This is a genomic window from uncultured Pseudomonas sp. (assembly GCF_913774235.1).
GTDB lineage: Bacteria > Pseudomonadota > Gammaproteobacteria > Pseudomonadales > Pseudomonadaceae > Chryseomonas.
This window is the reverse complement of record NZ_CAJYDW010000012.1, coordinates 250,706-275,446: the sequence shown is the minus strand read 5'-3', so window position 1 is coordinate 275,446 and position 24,741 is coordinate 250,706. Positions and strand designations below refer to the sequence as shown.

Genomic DNA, 24,741 nt, shown 5'->3' with positions numbered 1-24,741 from the left:
GACCGCCAAGACTCACTGGGGACCGAGCTTGTCCATCAGCGCGGCCAGGCGCTCGTACTCGTCCTGCTTGAGGTCGGTCAGCGGCGTCCGGACCGGGCCGGCATCGTAGCCGGCGATCTTGGCACCCGCCTTGACGATGCTGACGGCGTAGCCGGCGCAACGGTTGCGGATCTCCAGATAGGGCAGGAAGAAGTCGTCGATCAGCTTGCCGACGGCCTCGTGGTCGTCACGGGCGATGGCTTCATAGAACTGCACGGCGGTCTTGGGAATGAAGTTGAACACGGCCGAGGAATAGACCGGGACGCCCAGCGCCTTGTAGGCCGCGGCGTAGACTTCCGCGGTGGGCAGGCCGCCCAGGTAGCTGAAGCGATCGCCCAGACGACGGCGGATCGCGACCATCAGCTCGATGTCGCCCAGGCCGTCCTTGTAGCCGATCAGGTTCGGGCAGCGCTCGGCCAGTTGCTCCAAGTGATGGGGCTGCAGGCGGCAGACGTTGCGGTTGTAGACCACCACACCAATCTTGACCGACTTGCACACGGCTTCGACGTGGGCGGCCACGCCGTCCTGGCTGGCTTCGGTCAGGTAGTGCGGCAGCAACAGCAGGCCCTTGGCGCCGAGGCGCTCGGCTTCCTGGGCATAGGCGATGGCCTGACGGGTGGAGCCACCGACGCCGGCGAGGATCGGCACGCTGCCCTGGCAGGTGTCCACGGCGGTCTTGATGATGCTGCGGTATTCGCTGGCTTCCAGGGAGAAGAACTCACCGGTGCCGCCCGCGGCGAACAGGGCGGTGGCGCCATAGGGAGCCAGCCACTCCAGGCGCTTGGCGTAGGTGTCGGCCCGGAAGTCGCCATTGGCATCGAAGTCGGTCAGCGGGAAGGACAGCAGACCGGAAGAGAGGACGTGTTTGAGTTCTTGTGGGGTCATCTGGAATGCCTCGGCATGGGTTGTACGGAGGTGCGGTCAGCCCGCGACCTGTTGTAAGTCATCGTACAACCTATATGAAGGGAGCGGCAAGTCCTCCCGGAAAAAAGTCGTGCGGCCGGCCGGGCCGCCCTGCCTCAGGCCTGTTCCACCTGGCGTTCCATTTCCGCATGGGCGCGGCGCAGACGCTCGCGGCTGTTGCTCAGGTGCAGGCGCATGGCCGACCCGGCGGCTTCCGCATCACCGGCTTCGATGGCCTGGACGATGGCCTCGTGCTCGGCATCCAGACGCTGCTGGTAGCGCTGTTGGTCGTCATGGGCGAGATAGGCGGAATTCAGCCGGGTACGGGGGATGAGCACCGTGCCCAGGTAACCCATGATGTCGCTGAAGTAGCGATTGCCGGTGGACCGAGCGATCAGCAGGTGGAGCTCCAGATCGGCACTCACGGCGCTGTCGGGCTGCTCGACGCCCGCGCGCATGGCCTCCAGCAGGTCCCACATCTGCTGCAGCTGCTCCGTCGAACGCCGTTGTGCCGCCAGGCCCGCCGCCTCCACTTCCAGGCTGATGCGCAGCTCGAGCATCGCCAGGACATCCTTGAGGGTGGTGATGGTGGCCGGATCGATGGGCAGCACCGTCTCGACCCGTTCCAGGACGAAGGTGCCGATGCCATGACGCGTTTCCACGTAGCCCCCGGCCTGCAGCCGGGAGATGGCTTCGCGGACCACGGTACGACTCACGCCCTGGGCCTGCATGATGGCCGACTCCGTGGGGAGCTTGTCACCGGGCTGGAATTGTCCATCGCCAATCTGTTGGATCAGTACCGCAACCACCTCTTCTGCCAGGCTGCGGGGTCTTTTACGGGGGCGGGTTGCGGTTGGCGCGGACATGAATTTTCGTACCGATGGAAGTGACACTTTCATCATAGCACCCACCCTTTAGCGAACGCCCCTTTTAGACCGCTCAGTCCGTATCAGGACAAGTCATCCACCGCTCTGGCCCGCAGCTCTTGGTCCTCCAACAGCAGGTGCCGCTGGTGATAGGCACGCAGACTCGGGCGATGACCGACGCTGACCAGGGTCAGCCCCGGATTCTCGGCGAGCAGCCGCTGGTAGAGCGCCCGCTCGTCCGCCTCACTGAGCGCCGAACTGGCCTCGTCGAGGAACAGCCAGTCCGGGGCATAGAGCAGCGCCCGTGCCAGGGCCACCCGCTGTTGTTCGCCGGGCGACAGGGTGCGCTCCCAATGGCGGCTTTCGTCCAGATGCTCGACCAGATGCGCCAGGCGACATTGCTGCAGCACCTCGGTCAGGCGCTCGTCGGTGTAGGCCTCCACCGGCTGCGGATAGGCCAGCGCCTCGCGCAGGGTGCCGATGGGCAGATAGGGCTGTTGCGGCAGGAACAGCTGACGCCCACCGGGTACGGCGATACCCCCCTGCCCTTGCCGCCAGAGTCCGGCCAGGGCGCGCAGCAGGGTGCTCTTGCCACTGCCCGAGGCACCTTCGATCAGCAGGTGCTCGCCCCGGGCGATGCGCAGGTCGGTGGGATGCAGCAGCAGGCGGCCGGCGGCGCCCAGGGTGAGGCCTTCCAGGACTAGGTCGCCCTCGCTGGTGCGGGGCACCAGGATGTCGGTCTCCTGGCCGAATTCGGCCATGGTCTCGCGGAAGGTGAGCAGACGATCGGAGACGGCGCGCCAGCCGGCCAGGCTGACGTAGGCGTCGACGAACCAGCTGAGGCTCTCCTGGACGTTGCCGAAGGCCGAGTTGATCTGCATCAGGTCGCCGAGCTGGATCTTGCCGGAGAAGTAACGCGGCGCCGCCAGGACGAAGCCGGCGATGATGGCGATCTGGCTGTAGCCGGCGGTGAAGAAGGTCAGCCGCTTGGTGTAGTTCATCACCAGGTGGTAGTTGCCCCAGACGTAGCCGAAGCGATCCAGCAGGCGCCGGTGCTCGTTGGCCTCGCCGCGGAACAGGGCGACGCTCTCGGCCTTCTCGCGGACGCGGATCAGGCCGAAGCGCAGGTCGGCTTCGTAGCGCTGTTGCTGGTTGTACAGCCCGATCAAGCGGCGGCCGATGAGGTGGGTCAGCCAGGTGCCGATGGTGGCGTAGATCAGCGCAGCCCAGAACATGTAAGCCGGGATGGTGATGCCGAACAGGGTGATGTCGCCGGAAATGCCGAACAGGATGACGCTGAAGGACACCAGGCTGACCACGGTGCGGATGAAGCCCAGCCCCAGGCTCAGGGTGGTTTCGGCGAAGTCGCGGATGTCCTCGGTCAGGCGTTGGTCGGGGTTGTCGGCGCCACCTTCGCGTTCGAGCTGGTAGTAGTTGCGGTCGGACAGCCAGAGACCGAAGTGCTGTTCGGTCAGCCAGCGGCGCCAATTGATGGTCAGCGCCTGGGTCAGGTAGAGCCGGTACACGGCCAGCAGGATGGCGGTGGCCGCCAGGCCGCAGAAATACAGCATCAGCCGGATGAAGGCGGCGAGATCGCGATTCTGCAGGGCGTCGTAGAAGTAGCGATACCAGGTGTTCAGGGCGACGGACAGGCCGACCCCCGCCAGGGACAGGGCGATCACGACCCCGAGCAGGAGCCAGGCCTTGCCTTTCTCTTCGCTGCGCCAGTAGGGGGTGATCAGGGCCCAGACACGGGCGAGGAAGTGTCCACGGGAAGCCCCATAGACGGAGGGTACGGGTACGGCGGATTCGGACATGCTCGGACTCTCAAGGACTGCACAACGAGACGCCTGCACAGCCTATGCCGGAATGCCTGAACGAATTCTGACGGAAACAATGTAACAGTTTGTCGCCCACGCAACCGTGGGCGATGCCAAGCTGTCAGCGACGTACGGGGCGCTTCTGCAATTTGCGCTGCAGGGTACGGCGGTGCATGCCCAGGGCGCGGGCGGTGGCCGAAATGTTGCCTTCGTGCTCGGCCAGTACCCGCTGGATATGCTCCCACTGCAGACGATCCACCGACATGGGATTGTCCGGCACCAGGGTGTCGAGGTCGGCGTGCTGGGCCAGCAGGGCCGCCAGGACGTCGTCGGCATCGGCGGGCTTGCACAGGTAGTTGGTGGCGCCGCGCTTGATGGCTTCCACCGCGGTGGCGATGCTGGAGTAGCCGGTGAGGATCACCACGCGCATCTCCGGGTGCAGCTCCAGCAGCTGCGGCAGCAGCACCAGGCCCGAATCGCCTTCCATCTTCAGATCCAGCACGGCGTAGTCCGGCAGGTCCTCCTTGGCCAGTTGCAGGCCTTCCTCGGCGCTGTCGGCGATGGATACGCGCAGGCCGCGGCGGTCCATGGCACGGGCCATGACGCGGGTGAAGGTGGGATCGTCATCGACCAGCAGGATGTGGGGCTGGTCGTCGAAACCGCTGTTGAGTTCGTCAGTCATGCAAGTCTCCAGGCATTCACGCCAGGGCGTAGTGCCGCGGCAGGCGCAATTCGGTCAGGGTGCCACCTTCTTCGTGATTGTAGAGCTTCACGGTGCCGCCGGCGCGGGTCACGCTGGCCTGGCTGAGGAAGAGGCCCAGGCCGAAGCCCTTGCCCTTGGTGGTGAAGAAGGGTTTGCCCAGTTGCTCGGCAATGGCCAGGGGCACGCCGGCACCGTGATCGCGGATCGACAGGCACAGTTCACGGGCGTCCCAGTGCAGTCGGATGGCGAGGTTCTCCGGACAGGCGTCAGCGGCGTTGTTGAGTAGATTCAGCAGCGCCTGGGTAAGTTCGACCGGCGGCGTCAACCGCGGCGGCGTGCCCAGACTGACCACCTCGAAGCTGTAGGTGGCCTCCGGACGCATCAGGTGCCAGCGATCCATGGTCGCTTGCAGCCATTCCACCACGGTCTGCTCCTGCACGGTCTGGCGACGATCGGCCTCGGCAGCGCGCACCAGTTGCTGCAGGGTCTGCTTGCACTGGCCGACCTGGGCCTGCAGCAGCTTGAGGTCCTCACTCAGGGTCGGCTGGCCGGCGTACTCCTGCTGCAGTTCCTTGAGCAGCACGCTCATGGTGGACAGCGGCGTGCCCAGTTCGTGGGCGGCCCCGGCGGCCTGGGTGGCCACCGCCAGCAATTGCTGGTCGCGCATGGCCTGCTCGCGGCGCTGGGCCTGCAGGCTCTCCTGCTCGCGCAGGGCCGCCGCCATCCGCGCCACGAACAGGGTGATGACGGCGGCAGACAGGGCGAAGCTCAGCCACATGCCGTAGCTCAGCACCGCGCCGTCGTTGGCCACCAGCAGGTGCAGCGGCTCATAGGAGAGCAGCATCAGCGAGAAGACCGTCAGGGTCAGGGCGGCAAGGACCAGGGTGTAGAGCCAGGGCAGGGTCGCCGCGGCGATGGTCAGGGGCACCAGGTAATAGGAGGCGAAGGGGTTGGTCGGGCCACCGGCGAAATAGAGCAGCGCACTGTGGATGGCCAGGTCGCAACCCAGGTGCGCGGCGTATTCCTGCTCGGTGACCGGCCAGGAGCGCGTCAGCCGCAGCGCGGCGAACAGGCAGAGCACCGCCGAGACGCCAAGGGTGATGGCCAGGGCGGTCCAGGGTAGCTCGACGATGCCGGAGAGGCGGGCGATACCTACGGAGCCGGCCTGGGCGGCCAGTACCAGCACGCGGATGAGGACCAGGCGCCCGAGATTCTGGCGATTGGCGGACAACCATTGAACGGGCAAGGAGAACATGCGAGGTTCCAGGCGCAGGACACGATCGAGACGGTCGTCGCCAGCGGCGCGCGCCCGTCGGAGCAGACTCGCCATTATAGCGAGCGGTATCCGCCCTCGACCGCCGACGCGGCAAAGCGACGCACCATCGGCCGGCCCTGCGGTCCCAGAGCTTGTGCAATACCACTAGGAGAACACCATGACCTTCCCGCTTCGCCCCCTCGCCCTCGGCGCCGCCCTGTTCAGCGCTGTCCTGGCCACCGGTGTCCAGGCCGACGAGCCGCGCTACAACCAGATCAGCCTGAGGGCCGAGGTTAGCCGCGAAGTGCCGCGCGATCGCATGCAGGTCATGCTCTATACCGAAAGCCAGGGCCAGGACCCGGCGGCGCTGGCCAACGAGACGAGCAAGACCCTGAACGCGGCCCTGGAGCAGGCGCGCAAGGTGGCGGGGGTGACCGTCTCCCTGGGCAACCGCAACACCTATCCGATCTACGAGGAGCAAGGCCGGGCCATCAATGGCTGGCGCGAGCGTGGCGAGGTACGCCTGGAAAGCGCGGATTTCGCCGCCCTGTCCAAGCTGACCGGCGAACTGCTCGGCAGCCTGAAGATGGGCAACCTGCAATTCACCATCGCCGATGGCACCCGCAAGCAGCAGGAGGATGCCCTGTTCAAGGACGCCGTGGCCGCCTTCAAGGCCCGCGCCCAACTGGCGACCGAGGCGCTGGGCGGCACCGGCTACCGTATCGTCAACCTGGACCTGGGCACCAGCGGCGTGCCCCAACCGCTGCCGATGCTACGGATGTCGGCGATGAAGGCTGCCAGCGATGCCGTGACTCCGGATGTCGCACCCGGTACTACCACGGTCGAAGTCACCGCCGGAGGGACCATCGAGGTACAGATGCCCTGATCCGGTGCAGAAAAGTAACAACGCTGTCTCTGCGCGCACTTTTGGTGCGCACAGCGACAGTCCTTGGATAAGTCTTCTTACACCTTTGCGACATCTGTTTTTCGTTTGGGTCTTCTCGCGCCCATAGCTTCGCCAGACGCTGGAGATGGGCACAGGCTGTGCATGTGGGCCTATCTGTCCACAAGACATCGGCAATTCGTTTCGCAACGCCACACCCGGTTGCGCCGTCCCCGACATGAGGTCTCCATGCACAAGAACGTACTCGCTGCCCTTTTCGCCTCCGGTCTGCTGGCCGGGGCACCCCTGGCCCAGGCGGCCAATCTGGTGTTCTGCTCGGAAGGCAGCCCGGCCGGTTTCGATCCGGCGCAATACACCACCGGCACCGACTTCGATGCCTCGGCGGAAACCATTTTCAATCGGCTGACCCAATTCGAGCGCGGCGGCACCAAGGTCATTCCTGGTCTGGCCGAGAGCTGGGACATCAGCGAGGACGGCAAGGTCTATACCTTCCACCTGCGCAAGGGCGTGAAATTCCATACCACGGATTACTTCAAGCCGAGCCGCGACTTCGATGCGGACGACGTCGTCTTCACCTTCCAGCGCATGTTGGACAAGGACAATGCCTTCCGTAAGGCCTACCCCACCGAATTCCCCTACTTCACCGACATGGGTCTCGACCAGAACATCGCCAAGGTGGAAAAGGTCGACGACCATACGGTGCGCATGACCTTGAACGAGGTGGATGCGGCCTTCCTGCAGAACCTGGCCATGAGCTTCGGCTCCATCCAGTCGGCCCAGTATGCCGACCAGTTGCTCAAGGCCGGCAAGCCCGCCGAGATCAACCAGAAGCCCATCGGTACCGGTCCCTTCGTCTTCAGCCGCTACCAGAAGGACGCGGTGATCCGCTACAAGGCCAACCCGGACTACTGGGACAAGGTCGACGGTCCCAAGGTGGACAACCTGATCTTCTCCATCAACACCGACGCCTCGGTGCGGATGCAGAAGCTCAAGGCCGGCGAGTGCCAGATCACCGTTTACCCCCGCCCGGCGGATCTGGATGGCCTGAAGAAGGACCCGAATCTGAAGATGCCGTCGCAGCCCGGCTTCAACGACGGCTACATCGCCTACAACGTCGAGCATGGCGACCTGGGCAAGCTGAAGGTACGCCAGGCGCTGGACATGGCGGTGAACAAGAAGGCCATCGTCGACGCCGTTTACCAGGGCGCCGGCCAGGTGGCCGTCAATGGCATGCCGCCGACCCAGTGGTCCTATGACAAGTCCCTCAAGGACGCGCCCTACGATCCGGAGAAGGCCAAGGCCCTGCTCAAGGAAGCCGGCTTCAAGGAAGGTACCGAGTTCACCCTCTGGGCCATGCCGGTGCAGCGCCCCTACAACCCCAATGCGCGCCTGATGGCAGAAATGCTGCAGCAGGACTGGAGCAAGATCGGGGTCAAGACCAAGATCGTCAGCTACGAATGGGGCGAGTACAACAAGCGCGCCAAGGCCGGCGAGCACGACATCCTGCTGATCGGTTGGAGCGGCGACAACGGTGACCCGGACAACTGGCTGGCGACCCTGTACGGTTGCAAGTCCATCGGTGGCAACAACTACTCCCGCTGGTGCTACAAGCCCTACGACGATCTGGTCGTGGCGGCCAAGCGTGTGACCGACCAGGCCGAGCGCACCAAGCTCTATGAGCAGGCTCAGCAGATCCTCAAGCAGCAGGTACCGATCACGCCGATCGCGCACTCGACGGTCTACCAGCCGATGCGCAAGGAAGTCCAGGACTACAAGATCAGCCCCTTCGGGTTGAACGAGTTCTACGGCGTCAGCGTCAGCAAGTGAAGCCTGTTGGCCAAGGTCGGGAGCCAGGCTCCCGACCTTGGCCGTTCATTTGACTGATGGAGTGAACCCCCATGCGCCTTCCCTACGCCTACTCCCTGCTGGCGGCGAGCCTGCTCGCCTGTGCTCCGCTCGCCCAGGCGGCGAGCAATCTCGTCTACTGCTCGGAAGCCAGCCCCGCCGGTTTCGATCCGGCGCAATACACCTCGGGCACCGAATTCGACGCCTCGGCCGAGACGGTCTTTAACCGCCTGGTGCAGTTCCAGCGCGGCGGCACCACCCTGGAGCCGGGCCTGGCGACCCGCTGGGAGGTGAGTCCCGATGGCAAGACCTACACCTTTCATCTGCGCCAGGGCGTGAAGTTCCACAGCACCGATTACTTCAAGCCCACCCGCGACTTCAACGCCGACGACGTGGTCTTCACCTTCCAGCGCATGCTCGACAAGGAGCAGCCGTTCCGTAAGGCCTATCCCACGGAATTCCCCTACTTCACCGACATGGGGCTGGACCAGAACATCGCCAAGGTGGCCAAGGTCGACGACCATACCGTGGTCTTCACCCTGAACCAGGTCGACGCCGCCTTCGCCGCCGACCTGGCGATGAGCTTCGCCTCCATCCAATCGGCCGAATACGCCGCGCAGTTGCTCAAGGAGGGCAAGCCTGAGCTGCTCAATCAGCAGCCCATCGGCACCGGTCCCTTCGTCTTCAGCCGCTACCAGAAGGATGCGGTGATCCGCTACAAGGGCAACCGGGACTATTGGAAGCCCGAGGACGTCAAGCTCGACAACCTGATCTTCGCCATCACCCCCGATGCCGCCACCCGCCTGCAGAAGCTCAAGGCCAACGAGTGCCAGGTCAGTGGCTATGCACGGCCGGCGGATCTGGTGGAGATGAAGCAGGATCCGCACCTCAAGGTGCTGCAGCAGCCGGGCTTCAACGTCGGCTTCCTCGCCTACAACGTCCAGCATCCGCCGCTGGACAAGCCAGAAGTGCGGCGGGCGCTGGACATGGCCATCAACAAGCAGGCCATCGTCGATACCGTGTTCCAGGGCGCCGGCCAGGTGGCGCAGAACGTGATCCCGCCGACTCAGTGGTCCTACGACAAGCGCATCAAGGGTGCGCCCTATGATCCGGAAAAGGCCCGTGCGCTGCTCAAGCAGGCCGGGGTCAAGGACGGTACCGAGATCGCCCTCTGGGCCATGACGGTGCAGCGCGCCTCCAACCCCAACGCCCGCCAGTCGGCGCAGATGATCCAGCAGGATTGGGCCAAGGTCGGCATCAAGGCCAAGATCGTCAGCTACGAATGGGGCGAGTACATCAAGAGAGCCAAGGCCGGCGAACACGATGTGCTGACCTACGGCTGGACCGGCGATAACGGTGACCCGGACAACTGGCTCGGTGTCCTCTACGGCTGCAGCGCCATCGGCGGCAGCAACTATGCGCGCTGGTGCGACCAGGACTACGACGCCCTGATCCGCAAGGCCAAGACCAGCAACGACCGCGCCGAACGCACCCGTCTCTACGAGCAGGCGCAGAAGCTGATCCGCCAGCAGATGCCGGTGAGCCCCATGGCCCACTCGGTGGTGTCCCAGCCCATGCGCAAAGAGGTGCAGGGCTTCAAGATCAATCCCTTCGGCGTCACCGGTTTCTATGGCGTAAGCCTCGACCGCTAACCCTGTCCGGCCCGCCCGGCGGGCCTTTCACGAGGAGCCTTTCGTGTCCAAGCCACTCTTTTCCCTCTCGCTCGCCGCCCTGCTCTGCCTGACCGCCAATGCGGCCTTCGCCCGTCCCCTGGTGGTCTGCACCGAGGCCAACCCGGAAGGCTTCGATCCGGGGCGCTACACCTCGGGCTACACCTTCAATGCCTCGGCTACGCCGCTCTATAACCGCCTGGTGGAATTCAAGCAGGGCAGCGCCGAGCTGGAACCCGGCCTGGCGGAAAGCTGGGAGGTGTCCCCGGATGGCCTGCAGTACACCTTCGCGCTGCGCCAGGGGGTGAAATTCCACACCACCGAGTACTTCAAGCCCACCCGCGACCTCAATGCCGACGACGTGCTGTTCAGCTTCGAGCGCATGCTCGACAAGAACAACCCCTGGTACAACCTCTCCCCCAGCGGCTACCCCTACGCCGCGGCCATGGAGATGGGCACCCTGATCAAGTCCATCGAGAAGGTGGATGACCAGCACGTGCGCTTCACCCTCAACCAGCCCGAGGCGCCCTTCCTCGCCGACCTGGCCATGGCCTTCGGTTCGATCCTGTCCAAGGAGTACGCTGACAGCCTGCTGGCCAGCAAGAAGACCGACGACATCAACCAGAAGCCCATCGGCACCGGCCCCTTCGTCTTCCAGCGCTACGCCAAGGATTCCAATACCCGCTACAAGGTCAACCCGGACTACTTCGGCAAGAAACCGCAGCTGGATGGCCTGGTGCTGGCGGTGACTCTGGACCCCAATGTGCGCATCCAGCGGGTGCGCAACAACGAGTGCCAGATCGGCCTGACGGTCAAGCCGCAGGATGTACCGATGCTGAAACAGGACAAGAGCCTCAAGCTGGCCCAGGTGGAAAGCCAGACCACCTCCTTCCTGGCGCTCAACACCAAGCACAAGCCGCTGAACGACGTGCGGGTGCGCCAGGCCATCGCCATGGCGTTCGACCAGCAGAACTACCTGAAGACGGTGTTCGGCGAAGGCGGTGCCAAGGCGGCGATCAACCCCTACCCCTCTTCGTTGCTGGGCTACGCCAAGGACATCAAGCCCTGGCCGCATGACGTGGAGAAGGCCAAGGCCCTGCTCAAGGAAGCCGGCTACGCCGACGGCTTCACCCTCAAGTACTACATCAGCACCGGCAGCGGCCCGGGTGGCAGCCCGGCGCTGGTGGCCCAGCTGATCCAGGGCGACCTGGCCAAGATCGGTATCAAGGCCGAGATCACCCAGTTCGAATGGGGCGAATTCCAGAAACGCACCAAGGCCGGCGAGCACGACCTGCTGATGATGAGCTGGACCGGCGACAACGGTGATCCGGACAACTTCCTCACCAACAACCTGAGTTGCTCGGCGGCGGAAAACGGCGAGAACCGTGCCTTCTGGTGCGACAAGGCCTTCAACGACGCCATCGAGAAGGCCAAGCGCGTCAACGATCCGGCCCAGCGCGCTGCGCTCTACGAGCAGGCCCAGCAGATCTTCCACCAGCAGATGCCGTGGATTCCGCTGGCGCATCCGCTGTTCACCGACGTCCTGCAACCCAAGGTGCAGGGCTACGTCCAGAGTCCGCTGGGGATCTATGACTTCTCCACGGTGACCCTCGACTGACCGGCGCCTGACGCCGCACCGAACCGGGCCCGGGCGGCCCGGCCTCCGCTGCCTTCCCGCTGCGTGCCGTTTCCCGGCGCGGCGGGTTCGGCTGGCCGAAAAATGCCCAGACAACCAGAAAATACGATCGCTTTGGAGCACAACCGATGACCAACGTCCACCGTGGCGGCCTCGCCCTCTCCCTGTTGACCCTGGCCCTGGCCGCACACGCCCAGTCCCCGGCGCCGACCGATCCCAGCTACGCCAACGAGGTGCAGACCCTGCCCAACGTGCAGAAGCCGGTGAAGGGTCAGGAAGGTGCCAAGGGCTTCCTCGCCGATGACAGCCTGACCCTGACCACGCGCAACTTCTTCTCCCGCGAGACCAGCTCCGATCCCATCTTCAGCTACGGGAAGAACGGCACGCGGGTCCGTACCCACTCCCGCAACACCTGGGTCCAGGCCACGGCGCTCAAGTACAGCTCCGGCTACACCCAGGGCACCGTGGGCTTCGGTATCGACGTGGCCGGCTACCAGGCCACCAACCTGGAGCGCGGCAAGGGTGAAATTGGTGGCGGCGGCAACCGCACCCTGGCCAATGCCGACGGCGAGGGCCATGCCGAGTGGTCCAAGCTGGGCATCGCCAATGCGCGGATGCGGATCTCCAACACCGAGCTCAAGGTCGGCCGCTTCATGCTCGACACCCCGGTGATCAGCTACAACGACAACCGCCCCTTCCCCTCCAGCTTCGATGGCCTGGCCTTCACCAGCGACGAGTGGGACAACCTCTCGCTGCAAGGCGGCACCTTCACCCGGGTGAGCCCGCGGACCGGCGCCGGCGACGAGAAGTGGACCACCGAGTACGGCACCCGCGAAGTCACCGCCGATCGCCTGAGCTTCCTCGGCGGCAACTACAAGCTGCCCCAGGGCTGGGAGGTCAGCGTCTACGGCGCCAACTTCGAGGACGTCTGGAACCAGTACTTCCTGAGCCTGACCCAGGCCGGCGGCAACCTCGACACCTTTGCCTGGAAGGCGGTGGCCAACGCCTATCGCACCCTCGACGCCGGCAGCGCCAAGGCCGGCGACATCGACAACACCGCCTGGAGCCTGGCGTTCACCGGCAGCCACCAGGCCCACAGCCTGACCCTGGCCTACCAGCAGATCGATGGCAACGAGTACTTCGACTACGCCCACGAGACGGCTGCCATCTACCTGGCCAACTCCCTGGTCTCGGACTACAACGGCCCCAACGAGAAGTCGCTGCAGATCCGCTACGAGACCGACTGGAGCTACTTCGGCGTGCCCGGCCTGAGCACCGGTATCTGGTACGCCAAGGGCTGGGACATCGACGGTACCCACTACGACGCCGGCGCCGGCAAGTACGCCAACTACGCCGAGGTCCTGCAGCAGGACGGCGAGAAGCACCACGAGATCGGCCTGATTACCACCTACAAGGTGCAGCAGGGCGCCCTCAAGGACAGTCGCTTCCGCCTGCTGCTGACCGATCACCGCGCCAGCCAGAACCAGGTCGACGGCAACGTCAAGGAGCTGCGCCTGGTCTCCACCCTGCCGTTCAACCTGCTGTGATGGCCAGGTCCGGCAGATTCAGCGAAGCGCCCGGCATCTGGCCGGGATCGCGTGGCGAACACCGGCGAAGCCCGGGCCATGTCGAGAATGTCGACAGCCCGGGCGACGTGGTAATCTGCCGGGCTTGCAGCGCCGTTCCAGAGCGCTCTTCGACAGTTTCAGTAGGACCGAACGAGCCGCCTTCAGCAGGCGTCGCGCGTGCAGCGCCAGGATGGCGCCTTCAGGGATGAATGGAGACCCACAAGGTCTCATCCAAAAACGCGGCCGGGCAGGTACCCGCGCCGTCTTGATCAGCCTCAAGAGGAGATACCCCCTCCGATGCTCGCCTTCATCGCCCGTCGCTTCGGGCTGCTGATACCGACGTTCTTCGGCGTCACCCTGTTGACCTTCGCCCTGATCCGCCTCATCCCCGGCGATCCGGTGGAGGTCATGATGGGCGAACGCCGCGTCGATCCGCAGATGCACGCCGAAGCCATGCACCGCCTGGGCCTCGACAAGCCCCTGTACCAGCAGTATTTCGACTACATCGGCAACCTCGCCCAGGGCAACCTCGGCGAGTCCCTGCGCAGTCGCGTCGGGGTCTGGGACGAATTCACCACCCTGTTCCCCGCCACCTTCGAACTGACCGTGTCGGCCATGCTGTTCGCCACGGTGTTCGGCGTGCTGGCCGGCATCCTTGCCGCCCTGAGGCGCGGCACCACGGTGGACCACGGGGTGATGGGCGCAGCCCTGACCGGCTACTCCATGCCGATCTTCTGGTGGGGCCTGCTGCTGATCATGCTGTTCTCGGTCCAACTCGGCTGGACCCCGGTCTCCGGCCGTCTGGACCTGCTCTACGACATCCCGCCGCGCACCGGCTTCATGCTCATCGACACCCTGCTCTCCGACGAGCCCGGCGCCTTCGTCGATGCGCTCAAGCACCTGATCCTGCCGGCCATCGTGGTGGGCACCATTCCCCTGGCGGTGATCGCCCGCATGACCCGCTCGGCCATGCTCGAGGTGCTGCGCGAAGACTATGTCCGCACGGCCCGGGCCAAGGGCCTGTCGCCGGCCCGCGTGGTCTTCGTCCATGCCCTGCGCAATGCCCTGATCCCGGTGCTGACCGTGCTCGGCCTGCAGGTGGGCAGCCTGCTCTCCGGGGCGGTGCTGACCGAGACCATCTTCTCCTGGCCCGGCATCGGCAAGTGGCTGATCGAGGCCATCGGCGCTCGTGACTACCCGGTGGTGCAGAACGGCATCCTGCTGATCGCCACCCTGGTCATCCTGGTCAATTTCGTCGTGGACATCCTCTACGGCCTGGTCAACCCGCGCATCCGCCACCAGCGTTGATGCACCCGCACGGACAGAGCCTATGACAACGGTAAACACCCCGGCCGCTCAAGACCCGAGCGCCCTCTACCCCTCCCCTTTCAAGGAATTCTGGCACGCCTTCGCCCGCAACAAGGGCGCCCTGGGCGGGCTGGTCTTCATGGTCATCGTGGTGTTCTGCGCGCTCTTCGCGCCCTGGGTCGCGCCCCATGCGCCCAGCGAGCAGTTCCGCGACTTCATGCTCACCCCGCCGCTGTGGCTGGAAGGCGGCACCAGCCAGTTCCCCCTGGGAACCGACGAACTCGGTCGCGACATCCTCAGCCGGTTGATCCACGGCGCCCGGCTGTCGCTGCTGATCGGTCTCGCCTCGGTAGTCTTCTCGCTGATCCCCGGCATCCTGCTCGGCCTGGTCGCCGGCTTCTCGCCGAACCGCGCCGGCCCGGTGATCATGCGCCTGATGGACATCATGCTGGCGCTGCCTTCGCTGCTGCTGGCGGTGGCCATCGTCGCCATCCTCGGCCCAGGCCTGATCAACACCGTGGTGGCCATCGCCGTGGTCTCGTTGCCCTCCTATGTGCGTCTGACCCGCGCCGCGGTGATGGGCGAGTTGCATCGCGACTACGTCACCGCCTCGCGGCTGGCCGGTGCCGGCACCCTGCGGCTGATGTTCGTCAGCGTGCTGCCCAATTGCATGGCGCCGCTGATCGTCCAGGCCACCCTGAGCTTCTCCTCGGCGATCCTCGATGCCGCCGCTCTGGGCTTCCTCGGCCTCGGCGTGCAGCCGCCGACCCCCGAGTGGGGCACCATGCTGGCCTCGGCCCGCGACTACATCGAGCGCGCCTGGTGGGTGGTGACCCTGCCGGGCCTCGCCATCCTCCTCACCGTGCTGGCCATCAACCTGATGGGCGACGGCCTGCGCGATGCCCTCGATCCGCGTCTGAAGGTGCAGTCATGAGCCTCCTCGAAATCCAGAATCTCTCGGTGCGCTTCGGCGGCGCCGACGCCCCACCGGTGGTGGAAGGCCTCGATCTCACGGTGGATCAGGGCGAGATCGTCGCCATCGTCGGCGAATCCGGCTCCGGCAAGTCGGTGACCATGATGGCCGTGATGGGCCTCATCGATCACCCCGGCCGCATCACCGCCGACCGGCTGCACTTCGACGGCCAGGACCTGCTCAGCCTCAAGGGTCGCCGCCGGCGCCACCTGATCGGCAAGGAGCTGTCGATGGTCTTCCAGGACCCGATGACGGCGCTCAACCCCAGCTATACCGTGGGCTTCCAGCTGGAAGAGGTGATCCGCCAGCACCTCGGTCTCAAGGGTCGCGCCGCTCGCCAGCGCGCCCTAGAGCTGCTGGAAAAGGTCGAGATCCCGGCCGCGGCCAGTCGCCTGGGCGCTTATCCGCACCAGCTGTCCGGAGGCATGAGCCAGCGCGTGGCCATCGCCATGGCCATCGCCGCCGAGCCGCGCCTGCTGATCGCCGACGAACCCACCACTGCTCTGGACGTGACCATCCAGGCGCAGATCATGGAGCTGCTGGTCAACCTGCAGCGCGACGAGGGCATGGGGCTGATCCTCATCACCCACGACCTCGCCGTGGTGGCCGAGACCGCCCAGCGCGTGGTGGTGATGTATGCCGGCCAGGCGGTGGAGAAAGGCGTGGTGCCGACCCTGTTCGATGCCCCCGCGCATCCCTATACCGAAGCCCTGCTGGCGGCCATTCCCGAACACAGCCAGACGGATCGCCTGCACACCCTGCCGGGCATCGTCCCCGGTCGCTACGACCGTCCCGCCGGTTGCCTGCTCAGTCCGCGCTGCCCCTATGTGCAGCCGCGCTGCCAGGAGCGCCCGGCGCTGGAGCCCTACGACCGCGGTGCGGTGCGCTGCTTCTTCCCGCGCAACGTCGCTCCGGGCGAGGCCCCCGAGGTACTGCCCGAACATCAACGACCCAGCCAATTGCCGGAGGATCGCCATGGCGCCGTCTGAAGCCACCGTCCTCGCTAGCCCCGCTCACCAGGGGCAGGCGTCCGAGCCCCTCGTGCTCGAAGCCAAGAACCTGACTCAGCACTATCGGCTCTCTCGCGGCCTGTTCAAGGACAGCGCCACGGTCAAGGCGCTCAACGGCGTCTCCTTCGATCTCCAGGCCGGGCGTACCCTGGCCGTGGTGGGCGAATCCGGCTGTGGCAAGTCCACCCTGGCCCGCGCCCTGACCCTGATCGAGCAGCCCACCGCCGGCAGCCTGGTCATCGGTGGCCAGGACGTGGCCCAAGCCGACGCCGCCCGGCGCAAGGAGCTGCGCCGCGAGGTGCAGATGGTGTTCCAGAACCCCTATGCCTCGCTCAACCCGCGGCGCAAGATCGGCGACCAGTTGGCCGAGCCGCTGAAGATCAATACCGATCTCTCCCGCACCGAAAGGCGCGAGAAGGTGCAGGCGATGATGCAGCAGGTGGGCTTGCGCCCCGAGCACTATCAGCGCTATCCGCACATGTTCTCCGGCGGCCAGCGCCAGCGCATCGCCGTGGCCCGCGCCATGATGCTGCAGCCCAAGGTGCTGGTGGCGGACGAGCCGACCTCGGCGCTGGACGTGTCCATCCAGGCGCAGGTGCTCAACCTGTTCATGGACCTGCAGCAGCAGTACCGCACGGCCTATGTGTTCATCTCCCACAACCTCTCGGTGGTGCGCCACATCGCCGATGAGGTGATGGTGATGTACCTCGGCTGCATCGTCGAGAAGACTAGCCGCGACCTGCTGTTCGAACGGCCGCTGCATCCCTACACCCAGATGCTGCTGTCGGCGACCCCGAGTCTACACCCGGACCCGAGCAAGCCGCGCATCCGCATCCAGGGCGAACTGCCCAATCCGCTGGACCCGCCACCCGGTTGTGTCTTCCACCGTCGCTGCCCCTATGCGACGGAAAAGTGCAAGACGGAGGTGCCGGCCCTGCGCAACGTGGAAGCCCGCAAGGTGGCCTGTCACTATGCGGAGAACTTCCTGTAGGGATGGGCAATGCCGGGTGCAGGCGCGGCCTCCCCGCCTGCATCCTGGCAGCGCGCCTACCAGCTGGAAAACGCGCTGCGGTTTTCCACGTCATAGCACTTATCGCGGCCATGGGCCGCTCCTACAGGGTGTATGGGAGCCCGTAGGAGCGGCCCATGGCCGCGATAGAGCAGCTAGAGCCGTTAGAGCCAGCACCACCCTCGAAGCACAAAATTAGGCCCTACTGTCTGCTATCTTTCGGCTTCGCTCCGCTGCCGAACTCCCCATGCACATCCGCCCCTTCCACCCCGACGATACCGAGGCCGTGGTCAGCCTCTGGCAGATCTGCGGCCTGACTCGCCCCTGGAACGATCCCCACCGCGACATCCAGCGCAAGCTCGCCGAGCAGCCAGAGCTGTTCCTGGTGGGCGAGGTGAACAGCACCCTCATGGCCAGCGCCATGATCGGCAACGACGGCCATCGCGGCTGGCTCTATTACCTGGCGGTGGCACCGGAGCACCGTCGCCGGGGCTATGCCCGGCGCCTGGTGGAAACCGCCGAACGCCTGCTGATCGAACGGGGCTGCCCCAAGCTGCACCTGATGGTGCGCCGCGAGAATACGGCGGTGACCGAGTTCTACGCGGCCCTGGGCTATGCGGAGGTGGAGGCCATCACCCTAGGCAAGCGGCTGATCGACGACGAGCTCTGATGGCCCCACTGGGCCGCTGCGGCTGTCTTCCGGGCTTGGCCTTTTCCCCTGGGCACCTGTTACTGGGAGACGCCCTCACCCCAACCCTCTCCCGCAGGGAGAGGGGGGTATCCGAACGGCGCTCGATGCCATTGCCCCAGCGAGATCGCGATATCCCTGCAGGCTCCGCTCGTTAGGAGCGGCCGCATCGGCGGACCGCCACGACCGTGATCGGGGTCTGACGTACCGCTACGGGTATCCCGAATGCGAAGCGCGAGGACGCCCAACCTGCCTACTAGCGCGGTAACAAGTCCACCCGCGGCCCCGGATGCTTGCGGACCTCGGCGTAGGGCACCAGGGTGCCGCCAGGTTCGTCGCAGTTGCGTGCGGCGCGGTAGAAGGTCGGGCCCAGGTAAAGCCCCTTGGGCGTGAGGTACCAGGGGGCGAATTGCCAGACGTCGGCGCTGCGGTAGTCGCAGCCGTCACCGTCGGCCGGGGCCTGCATCAACTCGGGATACAGGCGAATGAACAGCCGTATCACCCAGGGCGCCAGGGTCTTCTGCCGATAGTCCGCCAAGGCCTGGGAATAGCGATCTTCCGCCGCGGGTCGAATCGGCTTGCCGTGGCCCAGCCAAAGAACATCCTCCAGCGCCAGCTCCTGGCCGCTCTTGAGATCCAGGGTCAGGGGCGCACTGCCGAAATCCGGATGGGCGGCGCCGCTACAGCTGTACTGGCTGAACAGATTGATGCTGAGCACCCGCTCGGTGAGCAACTGGGGCGTCACCGTCAGGCTGTGCTCGCCGTCGCTGCCGACGCAGCTCAGATGGGCATCCACCTCCGCCCAGAGTCGCTCACGCAGCACGGCATTGGCCGCCGCGCTGGCGTCTGTCACGGTAAACAGCCGCATGCCCGAGATGGGCTCGCGCCACCAGCGCAGCTCGCGGCCCATGAAGGTCTGGCGTTCGCCCTGTTCCAGCTTGAGTCCCTGCAGACGGCGAAACTCATAGGGATCGTCCTGGCGCAGCTGCTGCCGATAGCGATCCGTGGCGGCAGCCTGCGCCAATTGCAGGGGCGCCAGGACGACAGGCAGGGTCTTGCCGTCGCCGCTCCAGGTGCCGGTCCAGCGCCCGTCCTGGCCACGGGTCAGCGACCAGCTTGCCTTGGGGCCTTCCTGCCAGGGCGCACCTTCCTCCAACTTCAGTTGGTCACCCGACTGCGCCGGACCGCTCAGCCGCAGATCACGTCGGTAGCGGTCATAGAAATAGCGACCATAGGCCTCATCCCCCGCCGCCGTGTCGACGTCCACCACCACGGCGGCCTTGCCGAGGGTGCCTTCCAGCAGCAGCTTCTCGGCATGGGCGGTGCCGATGGACAGGATCAGCGCCAACCACAGCCCAGACAGGCGAAATCTCATAGGGTCTCCAACTTTGCCTCGATGGCCCAAGGGTAGAGCAGCGGCGTCAGGCTGTCCTCTACAGGCGTCACTCACCCGTGGGACAATGAGCCTTTTCCGCGACCCTCGGACGCCCATGGACCTCCCCGCCCTGCTCTCCCGCCTTCACGCCATCCGCGATGCCAACGCCTGGCGGCGCTATCACAACCCCAAGAACCTGGCGATGGCCGCCAGCGTCGAGATGGCCGAACTGGTGGAGATCTTCCAGTGGAAGAGCGACGTCGAGGCGCGCGAGTTGAGCGCTGCCGAGCGCGACCATGCCGGCCAGGAGATCGCCGACGTGTTGCTCTATCTGCTGCAACTGGGCAGCGAACTGGGGCTGGACGTGGAGCAGGCGGTACTGGCCAAGCTGGCCGACAACGAGAGGCGCTTCCTGCCGTGAGCGATACCTTCTTCGACGACCGTGCCACCCGCTTCGCCGCCAACATCTATGGCGGCACCAAGGGCGCCATTCGCCTCGCCGTGCTGCAGGCGGACCTCGCCGAGGTGCTGCCGCAACGCCCGCTGCGGGTGCTGGACATAGGTGCCGGCCTCGGCCACATGAGTCTCTGGCTAGCCCGGCAGGGCCATGCGGTGACCCTGGCCGAGCCTTCGGCGCCCATGCTCGCCGGCGCCCAGGAAGCCTTCGCCGCAGCCGGCCTCAGCGCCGACTGGCTGGCGCTGCCCTGGCAGGAGCTGCCCCGCTTCGCTGAACCCTTCGACCTGGTGCTCTGCCACGCCGTGCTGGAATGGCTGGAGACGCCCACCGCCATCCTGCCCACCCTGCACCGTTGCCTGGCTCCAGACGGCTGGCTGTCCCTGGCCTTCTACAACCGCGACGCCCTGATCTATCGCAACCTGCTCAAGGGACATTTCCGCAAGCTCAAGCGTGGTCACTACGCCGGAGAAGGTCGCGGCCTCACCCCGCAGCAGCCCCTCGATCCCCGTGAGGTGGAGACCTGGCTGGCGCCAGAGTGGCAGATCCAGGCCCGCAGCGGCGTGCGTGTCTTCCACGACTACATGCCAACGGACTTCCAGTCCCGCGCGGACGGAGAGGAACTGGTGGCCATGGAGCTGGCCCAGCGGCGCCACCCGGTCTTCGCCGGCCTGGGGCGCTACCTGCACTGGCTCTGCCAGGCTAAGGCAGGATAGCGCCGGGCACGGTATGCTCTGGCCAGGCATTCCGTCGAGGAAGAGGTCATGCGTCGCCCCCTGTTCTGCCTGTCGCTCGCGCTGTTCACCCTGGCCGGTTGCCAGAGCCCCAACCCCTATGTCGCCAGCAGCCTGCCGGAGGCCTCCGCGCCGGTGCTGCCGCAGCAGGATCCGGCGGCCTATCCGGCGGCCCCCATCGATTGGAGTCGCTACCGGACCTGGACCTGGGCGCCCGGTGCGGCGGTAGTCAGTGGCGGCCTGGACGGGCAGACCGTGCAGCAGGTGGTGGCCGACGGTCTCGACCAGCGAGGCCTGCGTCCGGCCGTAGGCGGCGTCCGCGCCGACCTGCAGGTACGCGCCCGCCTCACCCAGCAACAGCGCAGCGAGCAGTACACCGACTATTACGACACCAACTATGGCTATGGCGGCTACGGCCCCTATGGCTACGGCCCCGGCTATGGCGCCACGATCGGCCAGGCGCGCACCCGTACTCGCACCTACGTGGTCGACGTGCTGGAGGTGGAACTGCTGGACCCTGCCACCGGCCGCCTGCTCTGGCATTCCGCCGCCGAACAGGCCGCGGGCGGCAGCAGCGGCGAACGCGCCCGGACCCTGAGGGATACTGCCCAGCGGCTGCTGGCCAACTATCCGCCACGCTGACGGGGATAAGTCGTCCTTAAGCCAGTCCAAGCACACTGACTACCTCATCGTCGAGGCCTGCCCATGAAACGTTGCCTGCTCCTGCTTTCGGTCATGCTGCTCGCCGCCTGCGCCGAGCGGGGGCCAAACAATCTGGACTACGATGCCAGCCGCGATTTCGCCGCCTATCGCAGCTGGAGCTGGGCCGATCCGGCCATCGAGTACCGCCCCAACGATCCGCGCATCCGCAGCGATCTCACCGAGCAGCGCCTGCGCGATGCGGTCAGCGGCGGCCTCGATCAGCGCGGGCTGAGACCTGCTGCGGTCGGTACCCGGCCGGACCTGAAGATCAAGCTCTATGTGATCCTCGACCAGCGCCAGCAAAGCTACAGCTATGCCGATCCTTACTGGGGTGGCGGCTGGGGTGGCCCCTGGGGTCCTGGTTGGGGTCCTGGCCCCTGGGGTCCGGGCTACGTGCGCACCCAGACCGTCAGCTATCCGGTGATGACGGTGCAGCTCGACATGCTCGACGGTCGCGATGGCAAGCTGGTCTGGCGCGCCAGCGAAGAGCGCCTGGCGGACGACCAGAACGCCACGCCCGCCCAACGCAACGCCGCCTTCGGCCGTCTGGTCAACGAGCTGCTGACCGCCTACCCGCCCCACCGCTAAGCGCAACGACCGTCCGGGGGCCCCCCGTCACCCCCGGTCAGAAGGCGGGGGGCTCGCGGCCCGGGCATACGGATAATGGCCTCCGGCCAGTCACTCCACGGACGGATTAAGGCGGCCAACCGAACGCCTAGCCGCCGCCCCGTATCAGGTCCTGCATGTCGTCACCCGTCGCCACCCGTCGTAGCCATAACCTCCTGCTGCGGCTGTTTCCGGTCATCTGCGCCCTGCCGATCCTGCTCGGCCTGGGCTGCTACCTGCTGATCAAGACCGCCACCAGCCAGGATGCCGACGTCCAGCAACGCGCCCAGACCTATATCGCCCGGACCCTGGCCCAGGTGCAGAACGAGATCGGCCACAACATCATCAACTACGCCAAGTGGGGCGAGGCCTACAAGCACCTGCACCTGACCGTGGACCTGTTCTGGGCCAACGACGAACGCAACGTCGGCGACATTCCCTACGAACTCTACGGCTACAACGGCGTGTTCGTCCTGAACCCGGAAGATCGCACCGTCTATGCGGTGATCGACGGGGTGCCTACGCAGCGTCCTGTCGAGCAGTGGCTGCAAGGGGACCTGACCGAGCTGCTGGCGGCGACGCGCGATCACCCCGGGGAAACCGACAGCGTGGTACGCCTGTTCGGCGTCGCCGGGGTACCCGCGCTGGTCGCGGCGGCGACCATCACCCCCGGCGCCAGCTACAGCGTCGCCCCCGAGGGCGGGACGCCGTCGGTGATGCTGTTCGTCAACGTGCTCGATCCGGTCAAGCTGGACCACCTGAGCGACACCTACGGTCTGCCGGCACTACAGCCCTCGCAGCTACCCCTGCAAGGCTTCGAGTCCATGCGCCTGCTGGACTCGCCCTGGCTGCTCAACTGGCAGCCGCCTCAACCCGGTGCCCACCTCCTGCACCAGACCCTGCCGGTGTTTCTCGCCGGGGTACTGATGCTGGCCCTGGTACTGGCGCTGTTGATCCGCCACGCCCTGAGTTCGGCCCGCCAGCTCGACGAGCAGTTCGATGCCCTGGTCGCCAGCCAGGCGGAGCTGACCCGCAGCGAAAGACGCTTTCGCGACCTGGCCGAGGCGGCCTCCGATTGGCTCTGGGAGGTCGATACCGAAGGCCGGATCTCCTATCTGTCCGAGGGCTTCGCCCGGGTCACCGGCAATACCCCGCACAGCTGGCTGGGCCGTTCCCTGGCCGAGCTGTTCAGCCCCGAGACGACCACCCTGGCCGCCTGGCTCGCCGCCAGCACCCAGCGTAGCGATGAGCGCGAAGTGCTGCGCTGCCACTATCGCGACCGCCTGGGCCAGCCCCGCATCTGCGAGATCACCGCCCGGCCGCTGCCCCAGGGCACCGGCTACCGCGGTACCGCCAGTGACATCACGGCCGCGGTCACCGCCCAGGCGGAAATCGAACACCTGTCCCTGCACGACAGCCTGACCGGTCTCTCCAACCGCCTGCATCTGCAGCAATTCCTCGCCGGTCAGCTCATGGGAACAGCGGCGCCCCTCACCCTGCTCAGCCTGGACCTGGATCGCTTCAAGCCGATCAACGACAGCCTCGGTCACGCCGCCGGCGACCGCGTGCTGCAGAAGGTCGCCCAGCGTCTGCAGACCAACCTGCGCCCCGGTGGACTGGTCGCCCGCATCGGTGGCGACGAATTCATCGTGGTCTTGCTGGGCGCCCTGGACACGGAGGTGATCGAGCAGATCTGCGCGCGCCTGGTGGCGGCCCTGAACCAGCCCATCGTCCTGGACGAGCAGACCGTGAGCGTCGGCACCAGCATCGGCATCGTCCAGGCGCCCGGCCAGGCCACCCAGGCCGAGGAACTGCTGCGGCTGGCCGACATTGCGCTCTACCAGGCCAAGGCTGCAGGACGTAACGGCTGGTGTTTCTATGCCGCGGCCATGGACGCCCAGCTCAGCCAGCGCCGCCAACTGGAACAGGAACTGCGCCTGGCCGTGGAGCAGGCCAGCGACCAGCTGTGCCTGCACTTCCTGCCGTACCGGGCCAGTCGCGACGGCGAACTGCTGGGCTGCGAGGCCCAGGTGTTCTGGACGCACCCGACCCGCGGCCTGCTGCCCCCCGACGCCTTCCTGCCGCTGGCCGAGGACAGCGGCCTCAGCCTCCCCCTGGGTAGCTGGCTGCTGGACCAGGCCTGTCGCGCGGCGACGACCTGGCCCGCCGGACTCAAGGTCGGGGTGCGACTGTCGCCCCGCCAGTTCAATGGCCTCGCGCCACTGGCGGACGGCGTCGCCCAGGCCCTGAGGGACAGTGGCCTGGCGCCCGCACGGCTGGAGCTCCAGGTCAGCGAAGCGGCATTGCGGGAGGATACCGAGGCGCGGCTGAAGCAGCTGGCCGCGCTCAAGGCGCTGGGCGTGCGCCTGAGCCTGGCGGATTTCGCCGGGGGCTACGCCGCACTCGCCCAGGTCCGCCGCCTGCCGATGGACAGCGTGCGCCTCGACCTGGGCCGACTGCCGCCCGGTGCGAACGGCTCGGCCGATCCGGCCGTCGTCCGCTCGCTGGCCATCCTCGGGCAGTCACTGGACGTAGGAGTAGTCATCGAGGGGCTGACCGCGACCCAATGGGACTGGCTGCCCGACCTGCCCTGCGACGAGGTCCGGGGCGACATCGCCCTGGCCGCCAGCGAGCTGGCGCCCCTGTTGGCCCGCATGCCGCCATCCACTTAGC

General features: G+C 66.3%; 21 protein-coding genes. 15 read left to right on the top strand and 6 right to left on the bottom strand.

Features of this window, described 5'->3' with window-relative positions; translation table 11 throughout:
- Positions 1-12 precede the first annotated feature (12 nt).
- The 5 genes from kdgD to QZ471_RS10745 all read right to left on the bottom strand — a co-directional run bounded on the left by kdgD (position 13) and on the right by QZ471_RS10745 (position 5,586).
- Positions 13-924, bottom strand: a complete 912-nt coding sequence (gene kdgD, locus QZ471_RS10765) for a 5-dehydro-4-deoxyglucarate dehydratase (RefSeq protein WP_295463506.1) — start codon at positions 922-924, stop codon at positions 13-15.
- A gap of 134 nt (positions 925-1,058) precedes the next feature.
- A complete protein-coding gene (locus tag QZ471_RS10760; RefSeq protein ID WP_295463504.1) occupies positions 1,059-1,808 on the bottom strand; it encodes a FadR/GntR family transcriptional regulator in 750 nt (249 codons plus the stop codon).
- Positions 1,809-1,891: 83 nt separating this feature from the next.
- Positions 1,892-3,625: an ABC transporter ATP-binding protein/permease gene (locus tag QZ471_RS10755; RefSeq protein ID WP_295463502.1), complete on the bottom strand. Its 1,734-nt coding sequence runs from the start codon at positions 3,623-3,625 to the stop codon at positions 1,892-1,894.
- Between the two features lie 124 nt (positions 3,626-3,749).
- Positions 3,750-4,310 carry a response regulator transcription factor gene (locus QZ471_RS10750; RefSeq protein ID WP_059226461.1) on the bottom strand — a complete coding sequence of 187 codons (561 nt, stop codon included), beginning with the start codon at positions 4,308-4,310 and terminating at the stop codon, positions 3,750-3,752.
- 16 nt (positions 4,311-4,326) lie between these two features.
- The gene (locus tag QZ471_RS10745; RefSeq protein WP_295463499.1) at positions 4,327-5,586 is read right to left on the bottom strand and encodes an ATP-binding protein; all 1,260 of its coding nucleotides are present in this window, start codon (positions 5,584-5,586) and stop codon (positions 4,327-4,329) included.
- Between the two features lie 178 nt (positions 5,587-5,764).
- On the opposite strand from QZ471_RS10745, the gene QZ471_RS10740 reads away from it, so the two are divergent.
- From QZ471_RS10740 to QZ471_RS10695, 10 genes are all read left to right on the top strand, one after another.
- A complete protein-coding gene (locus QZ471_RS10740) occupies positions 5,765-6,472 on the top strand; it encodes an SIMPL domain-containing protein (RefSeq protein ID WP_295463497.1) in 708 nt (235 codons plus the stop codon).
- A gap of 246 nt (positions 6,473-6,718) precedes the next feature.
- On the top strand, positions 6,719-8,317 hold the full coding sequence (locus tag QZ471_RS10735) for an ABC transporter substrate-binding protein (RefSeq protein WP_295463495.1): 1,599 nt from the start codon (positions 6,719-6,721) through the stop codon (positions 8,315-8,317).
- 71 nt (positions 8,318-8,388) lie between these two features.
- Positions 8,389-9,987 (top strand): ABC transporter substrate-binding protein, encoded by a 1,599-nt coding sequence (locus tag QZ471_RS10730; protein WP_295463493.1) that lies wholly within the window; start codon positions 8,389-8,391, stop codon positions 9,985-9,987.
- Between the two features lie 43 nt (positions 9,988-10,030).
- Complete coding sequence (locus tag QZ471_RS10725) at positions 10,031-11,623, top strand: ABC transporter substrate-binding protein (protein WP_295463491.1); 1,593 nt, start codon at positions 10,031-10,033, stop codon at positions 11,621-11,623.
- Positions 11,624-11,769: 146 nt separating this feature from the next.
- Positions 11,770-13,188, top strand: coding sequence for an OprD family outer membrane porin (locus QZ471_RS10720; protein WP_295463489.1), 1,419 nt, complete (start codon positions 11,770-11,772; stop codon positions 13,186-13,188).
- Between the two features lie 318 nt (positions 13,189-13,506).
- Entirely contained in the window at positions 13,507-14,517 is a 1,011-nt protein-coding gene (locus QZ471_RS10715) for an ABC transporter permease subunit (protein WP_295463487.1), read from the top strand.
- Between the two features lie 22 nt (positions 14,518-14,539).
- Entirely contained in the window at positions 14,540-15,451 is a 912-nt protein-coding gene (locus tag QZ471_RS10710) for an ABC transporter permease subunit (RefSeq protein WP_295463485.1), read from the top strand.
- A complete protein-coding gene (locus QZ471_RS10705; protein WP_295463483.1) occupies positions 15,448-16,479 on the top strand; it encodes an ABC transporter ATP-binding protein in 1,032 nt (343 codons plus the stop codon). The genes QZ471_RS10710 and QZ471_RS10705 overlap by 4 nt, the downstream gene beginning before the upstream one ends.
- Entirely contained in the window at positions 16,466-17,491 is a 1,026-nt protein-coding gene (locus QZ471_RS10700; RefSeq protein WP_295463481.1) for a peptide ABC transporter ATP-binding protein, read from the top strand. The genes QZ471_RS10705 and QZ471_RS10700 overlap by 14 nt, the downstream gene beginning before the upstream one ends.
- A gap of 265 nt (positions 17,492-17,756) precedes the next feature.
- Positions 17,757-18,179, top strand: coding sequence for a GNAT family acetyltransferase (locus QZ471_RS10695; RefSeq protein WP_295463479.1), 423 nt, complete (start codon positions 17,757-17,759; stop codon positions 18,177-18,179).
- Positions 18,180-18,453: 274 nt separating this feature from the next.
- On the opposite strand, the gene QZ471_RS10690 is transcribed toward QZ471_RS10695, so the two are convergent.
- The gene (locus QZ471_RS10690; RefSeq protein WP_295463477.1) at positions 18,454-19,572 is read right to left on the bottom strand and encodes a hypothetical protein; all 1,119 of its coding nucleotides are present in this window, start codon (positions 19,570-19,572) and stop codon (positions 18,454-18,456) included.
- Positions 19,573-19,687: 115 nt separating this feature from the next.
- Between QZ471_RS10690 and QZ471_RS10685 the strand changes: the two genes are divergently transcribed.
- From QZ471_RS10685 to QZ471_RS10665, 5 genes are all read left to right on the top strand, one after another.
- The gene (locus QZ471_RS10685) at positions 19,688-19,993 is read left to right on the top strand and encodes a nucleotide pyrophosphohydrolase (protein WP_295463475.1); all 306 of its coding nucleotides are present in this window, start codon (positions 19,688-19,690) and stop codon (positions 19,991-19,993) included.
- Complete coding sequence (locus tag QZ471_RS10680; RefSeq protein WP_295463473.1) at positions 19,990-20,742, top strand: methyltransferase domain-containing protein; 753 nt, start codon at positions 19,990-19,992, stop codon at positions 20,740-20,742. The genes QZ471_RS10685 and QZ471_RS10680 overlap by 4 nt, the downstream gene beginning before the upstream one ends.
- A gap of 48 nt (positions 20,743-20,790) precedes the next feature.
- On the top strand, positions 20,791-21,402 hold the full coding sequence (locus QZ471_RS10675) for a DUF4136 domain-containing protein (RefSeq protein WP_295463471.1): 612 nt from the start codon (positions 20,791-20,793) through the stop codon (positions 21,400-21,402).
- A gap of 63 nt (positions 21,403-21,465) precedes the next feature.
- A complete protein-coding gene (locus tag QZ471_RS10670; protein WP_295463469.1) occupies positions 21,466-22,050 on the top strand; it encodes a DUF4136 domain-containing protein in 585 nt (194 codons plus the stop codon).
- A gap of 155 nt (positions 22,051-22,205) precedes the next feature.
- Positions 22,206-24,740: a diguanylate cyclase gene (locus QZ471_RS10665; protein ID WP_295463467.1), complete on the top strand. Its 2,535-nt coding sequence runs from the start codon at positions 22,206-22,208 to the stop codon at positions 24,738-24,740.
- Position 24,741 lies beyond the last annotated feature (1 nt).